At 67.0% G+C, this 16,592-nt stretch carries 14 protein-coding genes; 7 read left to right on the top strand and 7 right to left on the bottom strand.

Annotated features, from left to right (window positions below; genetic code table 11):
• Positions 1 to 94: 94 nt before the first annotated feature.
• The 4 genes from ispH to J2W22_RS18945 all read left to right on the top strand — a co-directional run bounded on the left by ispH (position 95) and on the right by J2W22_RS18945 (position 3,992).
• A complete protein-coding gene (ispH, locus tag J2W22_RS18960; RefSeq protein ID WP_307119843.1) occupies positions 95 to 1,048 on the top strand; it encodes a 4-hydroxy-3-methylbut-2-enyl diphosphate reductase in 954 nt (317 codons plus the stop codon).
• Between the two features lie 124 nt (positions 1,049 to 1,172).
• Complete coding sequence (gene thrB, locus J2W22_RS18955; protein WP_307119842.1) at positions 1,173 to 2,129, top strand: homoserine kinase; 957 nt, start codon at positions 1,173 to 1,175, stop codon at positions 2,127 to 2,129.
• The gene (gene rnhA, locus J2W22_RS18950) at positions 2,126 to 2,566 is read left to right on the top strand and encodes a ribonuclease HI (protein ID WP_307119841.1); all 441 of its coding nucleotides are present in this window, start codon (positions 2,126 to 2,128) and stop codon (positions 2,564 to 2,566) included. The genes thrB and rnhA overlap by 4 nt, the downstream gene beginning before the upstream one ends.
• A 64-nt stretch (positions 2,567 to 2,630) precedes the next feature.
• A complete protein-coding gene (locus tag J2W22_RS18945; RefSeq protein ID WP_307119840.1) occupies positions 2,631 to 3,992 on the top strand; it encodes a protein arginine N-methyltransferase in 1,362 nt (453 codons plus the stop codon).
• Between the two features lie 9 nt (positions 3,993 to 4,001).
• Here J2W22_RS18945 and J2W22_RS18940 read toward each other — a convergent pair whose 3' ends face one another.
• From J2W22_RS18940 to J2W22_RS18930, 3 genes are all read right to left on the bottom strand, one after another.
• The gene (locus tag J2W22_RS18940) at positions 4,002 to 4,709 is read right to left on the bottom strand and encodes a DUF6683 family protein (RefSeq protein WP_307119839.1); all 708 of its coding nucleotides are present in this window, start codon (positions 4,707 to 4,709) and stop codon (positions 4,002 to 4,004) included.
• Positions 4,710 to 4,809: 100 nt separating this feature from the next.
• Positions 4,810 to 5,166, bottom strand: coding sequence for an STAS/SEC14 domain-containing protein (locus J2W22_RS18935; protein ID WP_307119838.1), 357 nt, complete (start codon positions 5,164 to 5,166; stop codon positions 4,810 to 4,812).
• A 41-nt stretch (positions 5,167 to 5,207) separates the two neighbouring features.
• Positions 5,208 to 5,630: an acyl-CoA thioesterase gene (locus J2W22_RS18930; protein WP_307119837.1), complete on the bottom strand. Its 423-nt coding sequence runs from the start codon at positions 5,628 to 5,630 to the stop codon at positions 5,208 to 5,210.
• A gap of 191 nt (positions 5,631 to 5,821) precedes the next feature.
• Here J2W22_RS18930 and J2W22_RS18925 point away from each other — a divergent pair, with 191 nt between their 5' ends.
• Both J2W22_RS18925 and J2W22_RS18920 read left to right on the top strand, forming a co-directional pair.
• Positions 5,822 to 6,991, top strand: coding sequence for a glycoside hydrolase family 88/105 protein (locus tag J2W22_RS18925; RefSeq protein WP_307119836.1), 1,170 nt, complete (start codon positions 5,822 to 5,824; stop codon positions 6,989 to 6,991).
• A 9-nt stretch (positions 6,992 to 7,000) separates the two neighbouring features.
• Positions 7,001 to 7,942, top strand: coding sequence for a DUF4861 family protein (locus J2W22_RS18920; protein ID WP_307119835.1), 942 nt, complete (start codon positions 7,001 to 7,003; stop codon positions 7,940 to 7,942).
• A gap of 162 nt (positions 7,943 to 8,104) precedes the next feature.
• Here the strand turns inward: J2W22_RS18920 and J2W22_RS18915 are convergent, their stop codons facing one another.
• From J2W22_RS18915 to J2W22_RS18900, 4 genes are all read right to left on the bottom strand, one after another.
• Positions 8,105 to 9,220, bottom strand: coding sequence for an alginate lyase family protein (locus J2W22_RS18915; protein WP_307119834.1), 1,116 nt, complete (start codon positions 9,218 to 9,220; stop codon positions 8,105 to 8,107).
• A 180-nt stretch (positions 9,221 to 9,400) separates the two neighbouring features.
• A complete protein-coding gene (locus J2W22_RS18910; protein ID WP_307119833.1) occupies positions 9,401 to 12,334 on the bottom strand; it encodes a TonB-dependent receptor in 2,934 nt (977 codons plus the stop codon).
• Between the two features lie 118 nt (positions 12,335 to 12,452).
• A complete protein-coding gene (locus J2W22_RS18905) occupies positions 12,453 to 14,324 on the bottom strand; it encodes a hypothetical protein (protein ID WP_373423016.1) in 1,872 nt (623 codons plus the stop codon).
• Between the two features lie 76 nt (positions 14,325 to 14,400).
• Positions 14,401 to 15,171 (bottom strand): FadR/GntR family transcriptional regulator, encoded by a 771-nt coding sequence (locus J2W22_RS18900; RefSeq protein WP_307119831.1) that lies wholly within the window; start codon positions 15,169 to 15,171, stop codon positions 14,401 to 14,403.
• Between the two features lie 87 nt (positions 15,172 to 15,258).
• Between J2W22_RS18900 and manD the strand changes: the two genes are divergently transcribed.
• Complete coding sequence (gene manD, locus J2W22_RS18895; RefSeq protein ID WP_307119830.1) at positions 15,259 to 16,470, top strand: D-mannonate dehydratase ManD; 1,212 nt, start codon at positions 15,259 to 15,261, stop codon at positions 16,468 to 16,470.
• The last annotated feature ends 122 nt before the right edge of the window (positions 16,471 to 16,592 follow it).

Below are 16,592 nucleotides of genomic sequence, written 5' to 3'. Positions count from 1 at the left end.
CAAACACACGGGACCAGAAGGGGTCCAAAGCGGCGCGCACCATAGGAACCGCGTTGAGCCCGCGCAAGCAATCGCGTAGAGCCGCGGCAGAACTATGGCCGACAATCCGAAACCCTTTCTCGAGCTGCTGATCGCAGCGCCCCGCGGCTTCTGCGCCGGCGTGGACCGTGCCATCCGGATCGTCGAGCTGGCGATCGAGAAATATGGCGCCCCCGTCTATGTGCGCCACGAGATCGTGCACAACAAGTTCGTGGTCGACAGCCTGAAGGCGCAGGGCGCGATCTTCGTCGAGGATCTCGACCAGGTGCCGGACGGCGTGCCCGTGGTGTTCTCCGCGCACGGCGTGCCCAAGGCGGTGCCGGCCAAGGCGGAGGAGCGCGGGCTCGACTATCTCGACGCCACCTGCCCGCTCGTCTCCAAGGTGCATCGCCAGGCCGAGCGGCTGGTCAGTGCCGGGCGCCACATCCTGTTCATCGGACATGCCGGCCATCCCGAGGTGATCGGCACCTTCGGCCAGGTGCCCGAGGGCGCGATGACCCTGGTCGAGACGCCGGAAGATGCCGAGCGGGTGACGGTCGGCGATCCCGCCAACCTTGCCTTCCTCACCCAGACCACGCTTTCGGTGGACGACACGGCCGCGACGCTGACGGTGCTCAAGCGCCGTTTCCCGGCGATCCTGGCGCCCGGGCCCAACGACATCTGCTATGCCACCACCAACCGCCAGGGCGCGGTGAAGGCGATCGCCTCCTCGGTGGACCTGATGCTGGTGATCGGCGGCAAGAACTCGTCCAACTCGCTGCGGCTGGTCGAGGTCGCCGAGCGTCAGGGCACCACCGCTTATCTGATCCCGCGTGCCGAGGATATCGACTGGGCCTGGTTTGGCGGCGTCGGCACGGTCGGCGTGAGCGCGGGCGCCTCCGCCCCCGAGCTGCTGGTCCGCGAGCTGGTCGACAAGCTCTCCGAGCGCTTCGAGGTGTGCGAGCGCGAAGTCGAGACGGTGCCCGAGAACGTCGTCTTCAAGCTGCCGCGCGGGCTGGAAGCGGCCTGATCCATTGCCGTCACCCCGCGAAAGCGGGGGCCTTTGCTCGCCCCAAGCATAACTGCTGTTGTATGCGTGGCCCATCCGGGAGATGGGTCCCCGCGTTCGCGGGGATGACGATTCAGGGGGTAAGGTGGCAGTCTACACGCAGGTTTCGGCGGAAGCGCTGTCGGACTTTCTGGAGAAGTTCGACGTAGGCGAGCTCGCCTCGGCCAAGGGCATCGCCGAGGGGGTGGAGAATTCCAACTATCTCGTCGACACGACGAAGAGCCGCTTCATCCTGACCTTGTACGAGAAGCGCGTGGCAAGCGGCGACCTGCCCTATTTCATGGCGCTGCTCGAGCATCTGGCGGACAAGGGCCTGCCGGTGCCGCCGGCCGTGCCGGACCGCGACGGCACGCTGATCCACCAGCTTGAGGGCCGCCCCGCCTGCCTGATCCAGTTCCTGTCGGGCGTGTCGGTGTCGCACCCCACGCCGGCCCAGGCGCGCGCTGCGGGCGAGGCGCTGGGGAAGTTGCACAAGGCGGCGGAAGACTTCGCGCTCGACCGGCCCAATTCGATGGGCGTCGCCGAATGGCGCCCCTTGTTCGAGCGCTGCGGCCGCGATCTCGACGGCATCCAGCCGGGCCTCCACGACCGCGCGGGTGCCGCGCTGGACACGATCCTCGCCACCTGGCCGGCCGACCTGCCGACCTGCGCGATCCACGCCGATCTCTTCCCCGACAATGTCCTGATGCTCGGCAACCGGGTGACCGGGCTGATCGACTTCTATTTCGCCTGCACCGATATCCGCGCCTATGACCTCGCCGTGATGCATGGCGCCTGGGCGTTCGACGCGCGGGGCGAGGATTTCTCCCCCGAGGTCGGCGCGGCGCTGATCGAAGGGTACACGGCCAGCTTCGGGCTGTCCGATGCCGAGCGCGCCGCCCTCCCCATCCTTGCCCAGGGCGCCGCTATCCGCTTCTTTCTCACCCGCGCCTGGGACTGGCTCAACACGCCGGCCGACGCGCTTGTCACCAGGAAAGATCCGCTCGCCTATCTGCGCCGGCTGGACTTCTACGTGGAGAAGGGCGACGCGCTGTTCGCATGAGCGAACTGCAACATGTCGAAATCGCCACCGACGGCGCGTGCAAGGGCAATCCCGGCAAGGGCGGCTGGGGCGTGGTGCTGCGCATGGGGACGACCGAGAAGGAACTCTCCGGCGGCGAGGCGCATACCACCAACAACCGCATGGAGATGATGGCGGCGATCCAGGGCCTGAAGGCGCTCACCCGCCCCTGCCGCGTCACGCTTTCCACCGACAGCCGCTATGTGATGGATGGCCTCACCAAGTGGATTCATGGCTGGATGAAGAACGGCTGGAAGACCGCCGACAAGAAGCCGGTCAAGAATGCCGATCTGTGGCAGGAGCTGCTCGCCGCCGCCAAGCCGCACCAGGTCAAATGGGTCTGGGTGAAAGGGCATGCCGGCCATCCGGACAATGAGCGCGCCGACAAGCTGGCCAGCGACGCCGCAATCGGGATGTGACCGGCGGCGGCGATTGGCCTATCGAAAGGCTGCGCCTCGACATTGATATTCCAGGAAGAACGACGTGACCGATCCGGTTTCCACTGATCCCCCGACCGAGGCACGCGCAGCACTCGCCGAAGCGATGACCCTGCACGAGCAGGGAAATCTCGAAGCCGCCGAGGCCGGCTATCGCAGGGTGCTGGCACAGGGCTATCGCCCGGCGGACGTGCTGCCTCTGCTCGCCGGCCTGCTCGGGCGCCTCACCCGCCCAGAGGATGCCCTCGCCGCCTGGGACCAGCTTCTCGCAATCGAGCCCGACCATGCCGTGGCGCTGCACGAGAAGGGGCTGACGCTGCACTGGCTCGGCCGCACCGACGCGGCGATAGTGACGCTCGAGCGCGCCTGCGCCCTCGATCCCGACAATCCGATCGCGATCGGCAACCTGGCCGTGGTGCTGGCCGATGCCGGACGCAACCTGGAGGCGCTCCAGCATTTCCGCCGCGCGCTCGCGCTGCAGCCCGACAATCTCCACCTGCGCCACCAGGTCCGGCGGCTCGGCTCGGGATCGGTGCCCTTCTGGCACATCCCGATGATGAACGACACGCCGCGCAACGATGCGTTCGAGGACGCCATCAAGGCCGCGGTCGGCGTCGCCGGCCCCGATGCGCGGGTGCTCGACATCGGCGCGGGCAGCGGCCTGCTGTCGCTGATGGCGGCGCGGGCCGGCGCCCGGAAAGTGGTGGCGTGCGAGATGGAACCGATGATCGCCGAGATGGCGCAGCACATCGTCGCGCAGAATGGCTATGCCGACCGCGTCATCGTCCACGCCAAGCCCTCGACCGAGCTTGCCGTGGGCGCGGAGCTCGACGCGCCGGCCGACATCCTGGTCTCCGAGATCCTGTCGAGCGACCTGCTGACCGAGAAGGTGCTCGACACGTTCGAGGACGCGCATCGCCGCCTGCTCGCGCCCGACGCCATCGTGATCCCGCGCGCGGCGAGCGCGATGGGGTGCCTGGTGGCAAGCGAGAACCTGGCCGACTATGCCTTTGTCGGCGAAGTTTCGGGGTTCGATCTCTCCGCCTTCACCGTCTTCGCGCCGCAGCGCCTGCCGATCCACGGCACGATGACCGGATGGGAGCGTCTGTCGGACGATCTGGAGCTGGTCCGCCTCGACCTTACCCAGAAGAAGCACGACGCCACGCTCGCGCGGCTGTCCATCCCGGTCACCGCGAGCGGACGCGCCATCGGCATCGTCCAGTGGATGCACATCGACCTGTGGGAGGGCGTGACGTTCGACAATCATCCCGATCGCTACACCGATGGCGGCTGGCTTCAGGTGCTGCACAGCTTTCCCGAGCCGATCGACGTGGTGGCGGGGCAGACGCTCGACATCGCGGTCGGCCATGACCGGATCACGCTGATCCTGTTGCCGCTCACCGAATAGGCTGTCGGATCAGCGGCTCGACAGGCCCTCGGCGCCGAAGCGCATACGATCGGGATCGAGCCCGAGCCGTGCGAGATTGGCTCGGCCCGACGCCTTGAGCCGGGCGCTGGCGGCGGGATCGGGCTTGCGCTTGAGTTCCATCCCCGCGGTCGCGGTGAACATGCCCGTGACCGCGAACATCTCGTAGAGCTTCTGCTTCTCGGCATCCGAGGCGCCGGCGATCCCGGTTCCGCCCTGCAGCAAGGTGCGCATCTGGGCGATGAGCGGGCGGGCCTGGTCCGGCTTCACTTCCACGCCGGTGACCGCCTCGTAGCTGGTCGCCACATAGAGCGCGAGCGCGGTCGGCAGGTCGTTATGCGGCTGGCCGAACATCTTCTCGATCGCGCAGAACTTGCCGAGCAGCTGGCGGAAGACGCCGGCGACTTCGCCGCGCTTCGCCGCCGGATATGCTGCGGCCATGGCCGGTATCGCGGTTGCTTCCGGTGTCGAGGTGAACTGCAACGCCTTGGCAGGCGCGGCGCGAGGCACGGGCTTGGACGCAGGCTCGGCCTTGTTGCCGAGCAGCGCCTTGGTCCGCGAGACGATGGTGCTGGCGTTCAGCGCGTTGTTGAAGGCGCCGCCGTCCATCAGATAGACGTTGACCATGTCCTGCGCCCGGGCAGGCGCGGCGGCCAGCAGCCCCGCGCCGATAAGGATGGCCGTACCCGCTCGCACCATGATCGTCCTCCTGCTCGCGCGAGCATAGCGGGACGGGAAGCCGGCCACACGGCGGAACGAGCGCGGCCCGCCGCAGCGGCGCGCCCGTTCATCGCTCGCTTCAGCCGCGGCGGAGCAGCCAGGTGAGCGCGCTCTCGGCGCGACCGAAGATGCGCAGATAGGGCTGGGTCATCTCGCGGCGGATCTGCATCTGCGCGATCGCGCTTTCGGTGACCACGGCGATGCGGCTCGCCACCGGGAAGCCGGCGAAGTGGCGGCGAAAGGCCGCGACCGCCTCCTGCGCCTGCACGCCGCTGCGCCGCATGTCCATGCGCAGCAGGTAGCCGGGCGCGAAGCCCTCGGCGTCGAACTGGTCGCGCAGGCGGCGGGCATAGTCGCCCACGGCATCGGGCTCGAACATGGCGAGCCACTCGATATCGAGCAGATTCAGCTCTTTACGGAAGGCAACCCGGTACATGGCGCCGCTCTCGCAGGGAAAAGTTAAGGGACTCTGGACCGTCAGTCGTCGGATTTGACGAAGAACTTGTCGATCACGTCGCGCGCCAGCCGGGCCGGGCGCAGCGTCTCGGCATCGAGGCAGCACCAGCTCGACTTGACCTCGGCCAGGACCTCGCCACCGCGGCGGATCACCGTCTCGTAGAAGGCGCGCGCGCCCTGGACCTTCTCGAGCAGCACCGTGGCGACCACGTCGTCCTCGAGGAACGCCGGCTTGCGATAGGTGATCTCGTGCTTGAGCGCGACCCAGAGATGCTCGGCCACCGCCTCGACCGGCGCCAGCGCCTGCCAATGGGCGATCACTGCCTCCTGCACCCACTTGAGATAGGAGGCGTTGTTCACATGCCCCATGAAGTCGATATCGTCCTGGGCGACGTCGATCGGGAATTCATAGGGAAGCGCGGTGCCGGACATGCCCTGCGTCATAGTGCAAACCCCGTTCCGAAGCGACTCAAATCCCCGGAAAACCGTGCTTTTCGCGGAACCCGCGCTTGCCGTAGCGTCACCCTCGGCAACGGGATTGCCAGGAAATTGGCCTTACCACTTGACTCGAACACGTCGGACCAACATCGTCCGGGCATATCGCGATGACAGCGGTAGCAAGATGGGGATACCGGATGACACTGAAGCTCGCCGCCGCATTGGCCGGCGCCGCCCTCGCCACCAGCACCAGCGGCACCGCCGCCCCCGTGGCGCCCGCCGCCACGGCCGCGCCTGCCCTGCCCAGCCGCGCCCAGGTGATGGCATCGCTCGAGCGCGTCGCCGACTGGCAGCTCACCCATCTCGACGACCTGAGCTACATGCCCGCCGCCCGGCCCAGCACCAAGCGCGCCCGCGACTGGCAGCAGGCGACCTTCTGGGTGGCGCTGACCAGCGTGGCCGACCGCTCGAAGAGCGTGCGCTACAAGGACGCCATCCTCTCAAAGGGCCGCGAGGAAGGCTGGCGGCTGGGCGACCGGCTCTACCATGCCGACGACCACATCATCGGCGCCGCCTGGATCTGGGCGGCGCGCCATGGCGCCGGCGCGCAGGCGCTCGCCCCGATGCGCGCCAGCTTCGACCAGATCCTCGCAGCGCCCAAGACCAACGACCTCAAGTTCATCGCGCCGGCCGGCGGCGACCCCGAATGCACCACGCGCTGGTGCTGGTGCGACGCGCTGTTCATGGCCCCGCCGACGCTCTGGGCGCTGAGCAAGGACACCAAGGACAAGCGTTACGCCGCCTTCGCCGACCGGGAATATCGCGCGACCACCGACTATCTGTTCGACAAGTCCGAGGCGCTGTACTTCCGCGACAGCCGCTTCTTCGACCAGCGCGGCGCGCATGACGAGAAGCTGTTCTGGAGCCGCGGCAATGGCTGGGTGTTCTCCGGCCTCGCCCGGATGATCCCCGAGATGTCCGCCAAGGATCCGCGCCGGCCTTATTATGTGAAGCTGTTCCGGGAGATGGCGGCGAAGCTGGTCAAGCTCCAGCGCGGCAATGGCTATTGGCCGCCCTCGCTGCTCGCCGATCCCGACCGCTCGCAGGACGAATCGAGCGGCACCGGTTTCTACGTCCATGGCCTGGCCTGGGGAATCAAGGCTGGCCTTCTCGATCGCAAGACCTATCTTCCTTCGGTTACAAAGGGTTGGGCAGCACTCGAACGCGCCGTTCAGCCAAATGGCATGCTCGGCTGGGTACAGCAGGTGAGCGACCGGCCCGATGTGGTGAAGGCCGAGGATGCGCAATTCTATGGCACGGGCGCGTATCTGCTCGCCGGCGCCGCGGTCTATGATCTGACGAGGTAAGGAAGACATATGAAGCACGCCCTCTGGCTCCTCGCCGCACCGCTGCTGGTCGCGGCCGGACAGGACGCCGCGCCGCCCGCCCCGCTGGCGACGCTCAACGTCCGCCAGGCCGATGGCAGCTACAGGCTGGCCGAGCGGCTCGACGTGCCGGCGGATCACAAGATCCATGACCGGCTGATCGCGATGGAGGGCCCGGGCTGGGAGAGCGACAAGGTCGCCTATCGCCTGTACCTCGACGAGCGCAACGTGCCGGACATCTATGGCAAGAAGCTGCCCGGCAACGTGCTGCCGACGATCGGCATGGGCAAGGACGACTATCACGCGATGGCGCCCTGGGGGCAGGACATCTTCCAGGTCGACCAGTCGCTCGGCATGGGCGGGATCGGCGTGCTGCGCAACGGCACGGCGACCCAACTCGGCAAGGCGAAGATCAGCGCCCGCATATTCAACACCGATCGCGCGGCGACGGTGCTGGTCACCAACACCGGCTTCCCTGGCGACGGCGGCGGCGCCGATCTCTCGACCACCTACCGGATCTTCCCCGGATCGCGGCTGACCAATGTCGAGGCGCGGGTGAGCGGCAAGGTGCCGGCGATGATCGCCGGGCTGACGCTGCACGACGGCGTCACCAAGATCGAGAGCCCGAAGCGCGGCAAGTGGCGCTATTTCGCCACCTGGGGCCAGCAGAGCCTGGCCAAGGACGATCTCGGCATCGCCCTGTTCTACCCGGCCGACGAGGCAGCCTCGACGGGCACCGACGGCAAGTCGCTCTATGTCCAGTTCTGCGATCCGCGGAACCTCCGCTACGCCTTCGGTGCGGCCTGGGTGCAGGAGCCCGGCGCGCCGAAGACCGAGCGCGAGTTCCGCAAATGGCTCGACGACACGGCCGCGGACCTGGCGAAGCAACCCTATGTGGTGGGCGCCGCGCAGAAGACCTGCGCGGCGAAGTGAGGCCCTAAAATTCCTCCCCGAGCTTGCCTCGGGGAGGGGGACCATTCGCGCAGCGAATGGTGGAGGGGCCTGCGAAGGAGCGGCGGCTAGCGCCGCGCCCCTCCACCACGCCCTTCGGGCGCGGTCCCCCTCCCCCAGCAAGCTGGGGGAGGAATTAGGAGATCACCCCGGATTCTTCCCCTCGCCCACCGGCGGCGCCGCGCCGAAATACCGCTTCAGCTCGGTCTCCTGCGCCAGCGGATAGTCCGCGCCCCATGCCCCGCGCGCGCGGCGCAGCAGCTCGTCGAGCTCGCCGGCATCGGGACGCAGCTCGGGCATCGGCCAGCTTGCGACCTTGCGGTAATAGGGCTTGAGGAAATCGGTCGCGAGGCGGAGGCTCTTGCCGTCCTCCTGCCGATTCCACACGTCGACGCCGACGCACTTGCCCATGTCCGCCACGTCATAGGCGGCGAGCAGCGCGTAGATCGAATAATGCAGGCTGCGCGTGCGGGCGAGTTCGAGCGGCATCCTGCCTTCGGCGGTGATCTGCGGCGCCATGCGCTTCTTCGCGAATGCCTCGGTCACCGCCTTCGTCATCTCCGGGCGCCGCGCGAACAGCGCGAACTGCGCGGTCTGGGCGTCGAACCACATGCCGTGATTGTTCTTCGCGGCATTCTCCGCCTTGCCGTTGCGGCTCGATTGCATCCAGTCGAGATAATCGGAGAACCATTTCTCCAGGCCCTTGCGCTCCGCCTCGGTCAGCCTGCCCGACGGGCCGATCAGCCCGATACCCTCGACCACCCGCTCGAGCCGCGAAGTGTCGAGCACGCCCTCGGCACGCCCCTCCTCGCGCCCCGGCACGGCCTGGGCATAGTTCATGTTCGGGTTCATCCGGCTCTTCGGATCGAGGAACCAGGTACGCACCAAGCTCGCCGCGCGGCCGGCGTAACGGGGATTGTCGGAGAAATAATAGGCCAGGCTCAGCGTCTCGACGTCCGAGCTCATCCCCTCCAGGTCGCTCACGTCGAACTTGTCGGTGTTGCGGTCCGGATTGATCTCGCCGTCCTTGCGCACATAGGGCAGGCCGCCGGGCTTGCTCGGGTCCGGCCACCAATAGGGCGCCAGGCTGAGATAGTCGTGCGGATCACGCGACGGCGGCGAGGCCTTCTTGTCGACCACCGTGTAGAGCGGCCGCGCCATCGCCTTTTCCGCGCGGGCGATCAGCGCGTCATAGGCCGCCTTCGCCCCCGGATCGGTGGCGATCGCCGCCTTGAGCCGGAGCATCGTGTCCGGCGCCAAGAAAAAGGTCCTGCGTCCGCCGAACGCCGCGGAATATCCTTCCGCGCCGTCGCAGACCGGCTGCTGCGTGTTTTGGCCAGGGGAGGCGATCCCGGCATGGGAGGCAGCCTGCGGCGCAAGCGCCGCAGCCAGGACTAGGAGAAAAATGGGGCTGCGGCGCATCGGACGTCCTTCCCGAAATCAGTAGCGGAGCCGGAAGCCGAAATAATATTGCGGCCCGCTCTCGCTCACCTCGGCGATCGAGTCGTATCCGCCCTTGTAGAAGACGTCCTTGGTGTTGGTGACGTTGAGCGCCTGCAGCTTGAGCTGGATGTTCTTGGTCACGTCATACTGGGCCGAGAGGTTCAGATAGCCGGCATCCTGCACGCTGCGGTTCGTGCCGCCGTTCGGCTTGTAGTAGTGCGAGCGGTAGCGGTACATCGCGCGCAGCGAGAAGCCCTTGCGCTCCCAATAGACCGTGCCGTTGGCGACGTATTTGGACAGGCCGATCAGGTTCGCCGGATCGAGATAGGCGGCCAGCGTCGAGGTGTCGGGATATTCGAAGTTCGCCCAGGCGATGTTGAGCGAGCCGTTGACGCCGAAGCCGCTGAGGATGCCGGGCAGCCAGGAGAAATTATGGCTGCCGGTGAACTCCACGCCGTAGAGGCGGCGCATGTCCGGATCGTTGGACGGTGCGATGACGTTGACGTTGTAGCTCGCCTGGGTCGGCGCGCCGCCATCGACGATGGTGGTGACGTTGATCGTCGTCGGGATACCCGCTGAGCGCGAGATCACCGAGCCGCGCAGCCATTTGTAATAGCCCGCCACCGAGAAGAGCGTGTCACGGCTCGGGTAGAATTCCAGGCTGACGTCCGCGTTCCAGGCGCGCATCGGCTTCAGGTTCGGATTGCCGCTGGTCGGGTTGAAGATCACATTGGCCGGGCCGCCGGTGCCCGCGGTCTGCGGGTTGAGCGCGATGCCGGCGCCGAAGCTCTCGATCGGCGAGCGCGACAGGGCGCGATAGCCGGCAGTGCGCAGCTTGATCTTGTCCGACAGGTTGAAGCTGAGGTTCAGGCTGGGCAGCCAGTAGGAATAGTCGCCCTTCAGCGTGTCGGTCTGGATCGCGCCGGTGGGATCGGGGCCGACGGTGAAATTGTCGGCAGCGGTGTCGATCGTCACCTTGAAGGGCAGGCGGTAGCCGATCGAAGTGATGTTGGTCTTCACATAGCGCAGGCCGACATTGCCGCTGATGAACCCGTCGCCGCCGGCGAAATTGGCCATGACATAGGCGGCCTTGATCCGCTCGCGGATGTCGAGGTCGCTCGGGTCGCGGCTCTCGGCCGGCAGCGGCAGCGCGTCCGATCCGGTGAAGGTGCGGTAGAGGCACGCATTGTCGAAGGTCGCCCAGCTGGTCAGGTTGGTGCTTGTGCTGGGGAAATAGTCCTTGGTCGGGAAGGCCTTGCGGCAATTGGCGTTGGCCGCGTTGATCACCTGCGCCGGGGTCGTGAAGCTGCCATAGGGCACGATCGTGCCGACATCGGTGTTGCGGTTGTTGTCGAGCGTGCGGTGATGCTCGGAATAGCGCCCGCCTGCCTTGATCGCGGTGATGAAACTGCCGTCGGCGAACTTGTACTCGCCGTCGAAGCGGCCCGCCCAGATATTGTCCTTGCGGTTGGTGACGAAGCGGTTGCGGGCATAGACCGCGGTCGCGGCATTGGCCCCGAAGGCTGCCGGATCGTTGACGTCGAAGTTGAGGAAGGTGACGCGCGGGACGTCGGGGCTCTCGGTATAGTCGAGCTCATAGCCGACGCGCGTGGTCGAGCGCATGCGCGTGGCCTTCTGCGTCTCGGTGCGGTGCGAGTCCGAGAAGCTGCCATCGGCGACCAGGGTGAAGTTGCCCGGCTTCCAGGTGATGGTCGCGCCGCCGCCCTTGTACTCCTCGTCGCGCTCGCGCAACTCGAGCTGGTTCTCGATGTTCGAATTGCCGCTGTACTTGATCAGCGCGCCCTCGGAATAGCCGTTGCTGCCGTTGCCGATCAGGATCGGCTTGATGCCGCGCAGCGCCTCGGCGATCGACAGGATGTTGCGGTCCTCGGTCGATTCGCGCTTCGACCACTGGCCGTCGATCGCGATGTCGAGATTGGGCGCCGGACGCCACTGCAGCGCGCCGATCACGGCGTTGCGCAGCTCGCGGGTGTTCTGCTGGCGGAAGTTGCGCGACTGGGTGGCGTAGTAGGTGGTGCCGACCGTCTCGCCGATCCCGGCGCGCGGCGCGGCGGCGAACTGGCAGTTGACCGCAGCGCCGGCGGCGTTGTTTGCCGGGGTGTTGGCCGAGATCAGCGTGCCGTTGCTGGCCGAGGTGTTGCATGGCACGAAGGCTGCGTTGCCGTTGTAATAATCCTCCGGCGCGGCGACGTCCTGGCGCTGATAGCCGATCGCGATGCCGAACTCGCCGATGCCGGTGTTGAACTGCTTCACCAAGCTGGCATTGGCGCGGTAGCCCAGGCCGTCGCGGCCGATGATGTCGTCGTCCTTGGGCAGGTACGATCCGCGGAACTCGGCCTGGAAGCGCGACTTGCCATAGTCGAGCGGGCGCATCGACTTGAGCTCGATCACGCCGCCGATGCCGCCCTCGAGGAAGTCGGCGCGCTGCGTCTTGTAGACGATGACGCCGTTGACCAGCTCGGAGGGGAATTGCTGGAAGGCGACCGAGCGGTCGGCACCGGCGGTGGAGACCTCGCGGCCGTTGAAGGTGGAGAAGCTCAGCGTCGGGCCGAGGCCGCGCACCGACAGCTCGTTGGCATTGCCCTTGAAGCGGTCGGCCGAGACGCCGGTGATGCGCTCCAGCGTGTCGCCCACGCTGTTGTCGGGCAGCGCGCCGATCTCGTCGTTGACGATGCCGTCGAGCACGACGTCGGCGTTGCGCTTCACGTCGATCGAGCTGCGCTGCTCGGCGCGGGCGCCGGTGACGACGATCGCCTGGCTTTCCTCCTGCGGGGCCGCGCCGTCCGCCGGGGCGGCATCGGACGCGGCGCCGGCGGTCTGCGCATAGGCGGGCATCACCGCACAGGCGGATGCCAGCAGCGCGAGGCGCAGCGAATTACGTCCGAAAGCAGAAAAAACGGTCCCAGGCATGAACTCTCCCCGTAGTATCTCTCGCGCCCGTCTTCGGGTCAGGCGGTGTGGTAAGGCCAATTTGGCACCGGTGTCAACCCAATTGACTAGGCGCAGTGCACGATGATCGTAACGTTTGTCACTTGTAGCGAAGCGTCCAGGTCAAGGTGAGCGGCGCCGCCAGCCGTCGCGCGCCGAGCCGGCAGCGGACCAGCGAGGCAAAGGCGCCGGTCGGCGCGCGATATTCCTTGCCCGCCGCCGGGCCGACCGTGCAGCCTTCATAGCCGGTCGCCGAGAAGCCCGTGACTTCCCCAGCCCCGAACGTCACCGCCGCAGGCCCGGTGCTGCGCGGGTCGCCCGAGAAGCTGGCGAACTCCATCGTCACCTCGGACAGGTCGACCGGCACGGCCGCACGATAGACGTCGGTGCGGGTGATTCGGCCCGGCGCGAATGCGTAGCGCGTCGTGACGGTGAGGCGCTTGTCGGCGACCGGCGCGTTCCCGCCCATCCGGTCCATTGCATCCTGCCGCCAGCCGACGACAGTTCGATTGCCCGTACGCTTCCAGGTCACGCCGCGGAACCAGGCGAGCGGCATCAGCACGCTGCCGTCCGCCAGCGCGAAGCGCGGCGTGAGCTGCGGGAAGCTCGCGTCGGCCGATCCCTGGAGCATCCCGCCCGCGAAGGGGATCGGGAAATAGGGATTGTGCATGTGCTGATCCTCGGCGCCGTTGATGATCGGCAGACCGATGACGTGATCGCCGTCCCTGAGCGTCAGCAGCGCGCGGTCATGATCGCCGCGTGCGAACCAGGTGAAGCGGGCGGCGGGCAAGGTCCGGAGCCAGGCCGCATAGCCCGGCGACGGCGCGGCGCCCTTGTAGCCGAGGCCGTTCCACAGCGCGTTGGTGTAGATATATTGGCGGGCAAGGCTGAGATTCTCGCCCAGGATCCGGTGCTTGCCGCGATAGCCATCGGTGCGGCGGCCACCGTCCCACAGGTTCACTGACCCCATCGCCGGGTTCAGCCAGAAATCGGCATAGCGCGCGGCGATGCGGCTGGAGAGCGCATAGGCCATGTCACGCTCCCGCTTGTCGAGTACGCCCAGCTTCGCTGCGGCGGTGAGCACCTCGAGGAACGCGGTCTCGCCATAGGTGCCGATGCTGCGGCCATATTCCCAGCCCTCGCCGGTGAGCGTGGCGCGGTGGAGCATCAGGTCGGCCGATTTGCGCAGCCAGGCCTTGACCTGCGGCGTCGGCGTCATGCCGGTCTCGATGAAGCGCTGGGCGATCTCGCCGATCAGCAGCACCGAATAGCGATCGAACCGGCCATGACCATCGGTCTCGTCGGCAAAGCCATATTGCCCCGAATAGCTGCGATAATGGTCGATCATCCGCTGGAGCAGCGCCTTCGACGCCGCCTCGTCCTCCCAGCCGAGCAGGTAGCGCAGCCGGGCGACGCTGAAGGCGACGCCGTAATAATTGTTCGGCAGGTCGTGGAGCAGCCTGAGCGACTTCGCATCGACGAAGCGGCGCCAGTCGAGCTTCTGCTGCAGCCTGGCGAGCGTCGTGGGGCTGACCGCCTCGTCGAGCAGGCCGGCCCGCTTCAGGTCGTGGAGGGCGGAGATGTAGTAATAGATGCCCCAGGTGTCGTTGGGATCGTCGATCGTCAGGTCGGCGATGTCGCGGTAGCCGGCGAGATATTCGGCGAGCTTCGGATCGCCCTTCGGCGTGTCGAGCAGGAGATAGCTCAGACCCGAGGCGATCTTGCCGGGGAGGAACTTGTCGCCGCTGTCGAACACCGGCACCCCGTCCAGCCGCATGCCCCGCTTCTCGCGGAGCAGCTGGTGGAGCAGCCCGGCGAGCTGGGGCATCAGCCGACCCTCGATCGTCGCGTCCATCGGCGGAGCGGTCTCATAGACCGGGCCATGGGGCGCCGGTGCCGCGGACTGGGCCATCGCCGCCGGGGCAGCGAGCAACGCGAGACAGGCGGCGCCGAACGGCGCACGCGACAGCATGTTCAATTGGCCTCTCCTTTTGGTCAGGCCAATCTCAACATTAAGGTAATCGGTGTCAAGCCACCCGATCGCGCGATCAGGCCGACCCGATCTTGAGGCGCCGGGCGACACTGTCGCGGCGCGTCTCGATCTCGTTGCGCGCGCGCTGCATCGCCTCGAGCTCGGTGGCCTCGAGCAGATCGTCGACCACGCCGCGCAGATGGCGGCGCATCGCGTTGCGCGCGGCATGCGGGTCATGCGCCTTCAATGCATCGAGGATCGGACGATGCTCCTCGACCCGCGGCGTGATGCCACCGCGCTTGGCGCGGGCGAACATGTTGGCGGCGAGCGGCGAGTTGACCCGCAGGTCCCAGAGATAGTCGACGACGCTGCGGATCGCCGCATTGCCGGTGGCATTGGCGATGGCGAGGTGGAAGCGGTGATCGGCGTCCATCACCGACGGCTCGTTCGAGTCGTCGGCCGCCATCTCTTCCAGCAGCGCATCCAGCTCGGCGAGCTGCTCGTCGGTGATCGAGACCGCGGCCAGGGCAACCGCCTCGCCCTCGAACAGGATGCGCGCCTCGGTCAGGTCGAAGGCGCCGACGTCGAAATTGAGCGCATCGGCGCGCTCGCCGCTGCCATGATCGCGCTTGGTGACATAGAGGCCCGAGCCGTGACGCGCCTCGATCCAGCCCTTCATCTCGAGCGCGATCATCGCCTCGCGGATCGTCGGCCGGCTGACCTTGTACTCCTCGGCGAGGTCGCGCTCGCCGGGAAGGCGGGAGCCCGGCGACCAGCGCCCGGCCTCGATCGCCTCGGTGATCGAGGCGGCTACGCGCTGGTAGAGCTTGTTGCCGGTAATCTTCATTGCATCCTCGTCATACACAGTCTCGTAGGTTGACACGATAGGTCATACAAGTCGATATTGGCCTGACCACTTCCAGGGGATGTTGTTTTGCCACGTATCACTGCCGCCCGCGTCATCGTGACGCGCCCCGGCCGCAACTTCGTAACGCTGAAGATCGAGACCGACGAGGGCGTATATGGCCTTGGCGACGCGACGCTCAACGGACGCGAGCTGGCGGTGGCGAGCTACCTTACGGACCACGTGATCCCGTGCCTTATCGGCCGCGATGCGCACAGCATCGAGGATATCTGGCAATATCTCTACAAGGGCGCGTACTGGCGGCGCGGCCCGGTGACGATGACGGCGATCGCCGCGGTCGACATGGCGCTCTGGGACATCAAGGGCAAGCTGGCCAACATGCCCGTCTACCAGCTGCTGGGGGGCGCGGCGCGCGAAGGCTGCATGGTTTATGGCCATGCCAATGGTAGCGATACCGCCGAAACGATCGAGCGCGCCCACGAATATCTCGAGCAGGGCTACAAGGCGGTGCGCCTGCAATCGGGCGTGCCGGGCATGGAGACGACGTACGGCGTGTCCGGCGAGCGCTTCTATTACGAGCCGGCCAAGGGATCGCTGCCCGAGGAATCGCAGTGGAGCACGTCGAAGTACATGCGCTTCGTGCCGGAGCTGTTCCAGAAGGCGCGCGACTCGCTGGGCTGGGACATCCACCTGCTCCACGACGTCCACCACCGCCTCACCCCGATCGAGGCCGGGCGGCTGGGCAAGGACCTGGAGCCGTATCGCCTGTTCTGGCTCGAGGACACCACGCCGGCCGAGAACCAGGCAGGCTTCCGGTTGATCCGCCAGCACACCACCACGCCGCTGGCGGTGGGCGAGATCTTCAACTCGATCTGGGATGCCAAGCAGCTGATCGAGGAGCAGCTGATCGACTATATCCGCGCGACCGTGGTGCATGCCGGCGGCATCACCCATCTGCGCCGGGTGGCCGCGCTGGCCGACCTCTACCAGGTGCGGACCGGCTGCCACGGCGCGACCGACCTGTCGCCGGTGTGCATGGCCGCGGCGCTGCATTTCGGGCTTTCGGTGCCCAATTTCGGCATCCAGGAATATATGCGGCATTCGGAGGAGACCGACGCGGTGTTCCCGCACGCCTACAGCTTCAACCAGGGGCTGATGCACCCGGGCGACAAGCCGGGCCTGGGCGTCGACATCGACGAGGTGCTGGCGGCGAAATACGAATACAAGCGCGCCTATCTGCCGGTGAACCGGCTTGAGGACGGGACGATGTTCAACTGGTGAGCTACCGCGCGGGGTTTCCTACACCCCGCGCCCCGGCGGCTCGCCAAAGTACACGAAGTTCACGCCAGAAGCCGTTTCTCGCGGCGCCAAAATTGACACTGTTCCCGCAAGCGCGACGCATC

This window comes from Sphingomonas kyeonggiensis, assembly GCF_030812785.1.
Lineage (GTDB): Bacteria > Pseudomonadota > Alphaproteobacteria > Sphingomonadales > Sphingomonadaceae > Sphingomonas > Sphingomonas kyeonggiensis_B.
The sequence above is the reverse complement of the archived record's forward strand: the minus strand, read 5'-3'. Positions and strand labels throughout refer to the sequence as shown.

What these genes read in the sequence shown, in the direction of transcription:
- ispH (WP_307119843.1), top strand. Translation starts at nt 95, where the DNA reads ATGGCCGACAATCCGAAACCCTTTCTCGAGCTGCTGATCGCAGCGCCC.
- rnhA (WP_307119841.1), top strand. Translation starts at nt 2,126, where the DNA reads ATGAGCGAACTGCAACATGTCGAAATCGCCACCGACGGCGCGTGCAAG.
- J2W22_RS18940 (WP_307119839.1), bottom strand. Translation starts at nt 4,709, where the DNA reads ATGGTGCGAGCGGGTACGGCCATCCTTATCGGCGCGGGGCTGCTGGCC.
- J2W22_RS18935 (WP_307119838.1), bottom strand. Translation starts at nt 5,166, where the DNA reads ATGTACCGGGTTGCCTTCCGTAAAGAGCTGAATCTGCTCGATATCGAG.
- J2W22_RS18930 (WP_307119837.1), bottom strand. Translation starts at nt 5,630, where the DNA reads ATGACGCAGGGCATGTCCGGCACCGCGCTTCCCTATGAATTCCCGATC.
- J2W22_RS18925 (WP_307119836.1), top strand. Translation starts at nt 5,822, where the DNA reads ATGACACTGAAGCTCGCCGCCGCATTGGCCGGCGCCGCCCTCGCCACC.
- J2W22_RS18920 (WP_307119835.1), top strand. Translation starts at nt 7,001, where the DNA reads ATGAAGCACGCCCTCTGGCTCCTCGCCGCACCGCTGCTGGTCGCGGCC.
- J2W22_RS18910 (WP_307119833.1), bottom strand. Translation starts at nt 12,334, where the DNA reads ATGCCTGGGACCGTTTTTTCTGCTTTCGGACGTAATTCGCTGCGCCTC.
- J2W22_RS18905 (WP_373423016.1), bottom strand. Translation starts at nt 14,324, where the DNA reads ATGCTGTCGCGTGCGCCGTTCGGCGCCGCCTGTCTCGCGTTGCTCGCT.
- J2W22_RS18900 (WP_307119831.1), bottom strand. Translation starts at nt 15,171, where the DNA reads ATGAAGATTACCGGCAACAAGCTCTACCAGCGCGTAGCCGCCTCGATC.